Genomic DNA, 2,398 nt, shown 5'->3' with positions numbered 1-2,398 from the left:
TCGTTGCAGCGTGCTTTCTGGGTATCGGGCCCTTGCTGTGGATGCCCTGCCTCACGGCGCTCGAGGCATTTTCTTCCGGCGCGATCTCTTGGGGATGGCCGAGCGCAACCCAATTGGCCTCGGGCCTTGGGAACGCGATCTTTCTGGCCTTCTGGTGGTGGGTGATGGCGTTGGCGGGAGGTGTCTGGCTCGCCACCATCGGGTCGACCTTGCTTGCGGCCGTGGCCACCTGGAAAATACTCCATCTCGTCGGCCGTGACTACCCGCACTCCTATCGCTTGCCGGTGGCGCGTTTTGCGATCTGTTTCAGCACGGCGAGTTTAATATCGGCGCTCGCGTTTTTTCTGTGCACCCTAGGGACACCCATGCTTCACGGGCTTTCCCTGATTGGCTCTGTCGTCCTGGTCGGTGGGGTGCTTGGCTTGTTGCTTGGGCTTTGCTTTCGCAAGATGATTTCTGATGCCAACGCCTCGTCGCTTGAGGGGCCCAGGAACGGGATATCGCCATGACCGGGCTTGCGCGGCGTCGCCTCATTGCAGCAGCCGTAGCGATCAGCGCGTGCGCCACCGCACTGGCCACCAGCTCCGTTTCATTCGAAGCCGAGGGCTATCTTCTGGACATCGTCGTGGGTGGCGACAGCCGGCCGTCCATTGCCGGCCTCAGCATTGCCATGCCTGGGAGCACCCGTAGCGTGGAGATTCCTGTGCGCCACCTCAAGGTCGAGGCCTTTGACACTACGCAGAAGGTGTTGCTGCTCCGATTCACCAATCCTGGAGATCCGCATCTGCCAGGGGATTTTTTCCTCAGCGTCAGAAATGACGCCGGTATATTGCAGATTCAGGGGAAGCCGGTCGCGGGCCGTTTTTCCTGGGGACTGTAGGCGGTGATCGCCTCGTTGTTGAATGCAGAACATGGCAATAAACCCTCTTGATGTGGATGACGGGGCAATACACCCCGGCACGCGCACGTCGCTATTCCTGCCTTCGCCCTTGCTGGYGGATTGCGTGTGTGCGTATGTGGTGCGCGACACCCTGGACGCCCAACTGAGTCCCAAACAAAGCTTCAGCCATTTGCCGGTATCTCCGCTGGTCAGTATTGTCTGGTTGATTCGCGGTGGACGATCATCAATGCAGATCGGTGTTGACGACTGGCCCCCGTCGTCAAGGCGGGTTGTCTTGCGCGGCCCCCGCACGCAACCCAGCGTCTGGAAAAACCACGGCCCCGCTGTTGGATTTTCATTGACTATTTTTCCGGATGCCTTTCATGCACTGACACATTTGAATGTGGCCGGTTTGCTGGATCAGGCCAGGAATTTACAAACCGTGCTCGGCAAGGACTGGCAGCAGATGGCGATTGCCGTCCTGAACGCCGGTGATGACCTGGAACGCATTCAAATCATTGAAGCATTTTTAACGCCTCGCTGGATGCCCGTGCGTTCCCCGCAGCCGGCGGCAACGCCACCGGACGGCCTGTCCTTGTTCAACGACTGGGTTGATGCGGTGGCGCTGCGTGCCTCCGCTTCAACCCTGGGGCAAAGCACGCGCCAGCGAGAGCGGCTCATTAAAGGGCAATTGGGACTTCCCATGCGTGCGATCCGTGGGCTGGTACGCATGGAGTCGACATTGGCGCGGGGACACGGCTCCAACGCGTTTGGAGGCCGGTCTTTGGTGGATGTCGCCCTTGCCATGGGGTTCTCCGACCAGGCGCACTTGAGCCGGGAAGTGAAACGCTACTCGGGACTGAATCCAACGGATCTGCAACGCGCCATTGAAACCCAGGAATCCTATTGGCCTTACCGCTTGAGGCAGGCACTGAAGCTGCGGTGATCGCTCCGGACCCCGCCCGCAGGTGTGTATCTGTGCCCGAAATTCCTGTTGCACCCAGCTCCACTGGATTCACCGGAAATGTCGTTTTGATTCAAGACTGCATCCCCGTACCCCCGTAACATTCGAGGCTTTTGTTTGCCCCGCGAATAAAGGTGTTCGGTCATGCCTCCTTCTGCGGCTGTGTTGGGTGGGGCAGCAGCGTTGGCTCCCGATAGGTTTGAAAAATTGGAATTGCATTGCAGCTACTCACTGAACAGACCGTAACCATTGCCAGATCGGCCGAGGCCACGTATCAATACGCGACAAATCTTGAGCATTTTGCCGAGTGGTTTCCGGGTGTTTTATTCATAGAGTCAGCCAACACGCTTGAGCACGCCCAGCGCGGCAAGGAATATCTGGAAACAGTCACCCTCCCTCTCAGAGGCAAGAGAAAAATCAAAATCAGCGTTCAAGAGGCCCAATCCAACAAGGTGTTGATTACAGAGGGCGAGTTCTCGCCTTTGATGCCCAGAATGGAAATGCTATTTCAGGCAAGGGGCGCTGATTCCTGTCGCGTTACATGGCGCATGCTC

The 2,398-nt window shown here is 58.1% G+C and carries 4 protein-coding genes; all 4 read left to right on the top strand.

Going from position 1 to position 2,398, the window contains the following annotated elements:
* A partial coding sequence (locus AC1D0P_RS24720; protein ID WP_477679151.1) for a hypothetical protein occupies positions 1-509 on the top strand: 509 nt, incomplete at its 5' end.
* Positions 506-880, top strand: coding sequence for a hypothetical protein (locus AC1D0P_RS24715; protein ID WP_477679150.1), 375 nt, complete (start codon positions 506-508; stop codon positions 878-880). The genes AC1D0P_RS24720 and AC1D0P_RS24715, both read left to right, overlap by 4 nt.
* Positions 881-911: 31 nt before the next feature.
* Positions 912-1,826: a helix-turn-helix domain-containing protein gene (locus AC1D0P_RS24710; protein ID WP_477679149.1), complete on the top strand. Its 915-nt coding sequence runs from the start codon at positions 912-914 to the stop codon at positions 1,824-1,826.
* A 236-nt stretch (positions 1,827-2,062) separates the two neighbouring features.
* A partial coding sequence (locus AC1D0P_RS24705) for an SRPBCC family protein (protein ID WP_477679148.1) occupies positions 2,063-2,398 on the top strand: 336 nt, incomplete at its 3' end.

Source organism: Polaromonas sp. P1_G2 (genome assembly GCF_056405515.1).
This window is presented reverse-complemented; position numbering and strand designations above follow the sequence as displayed.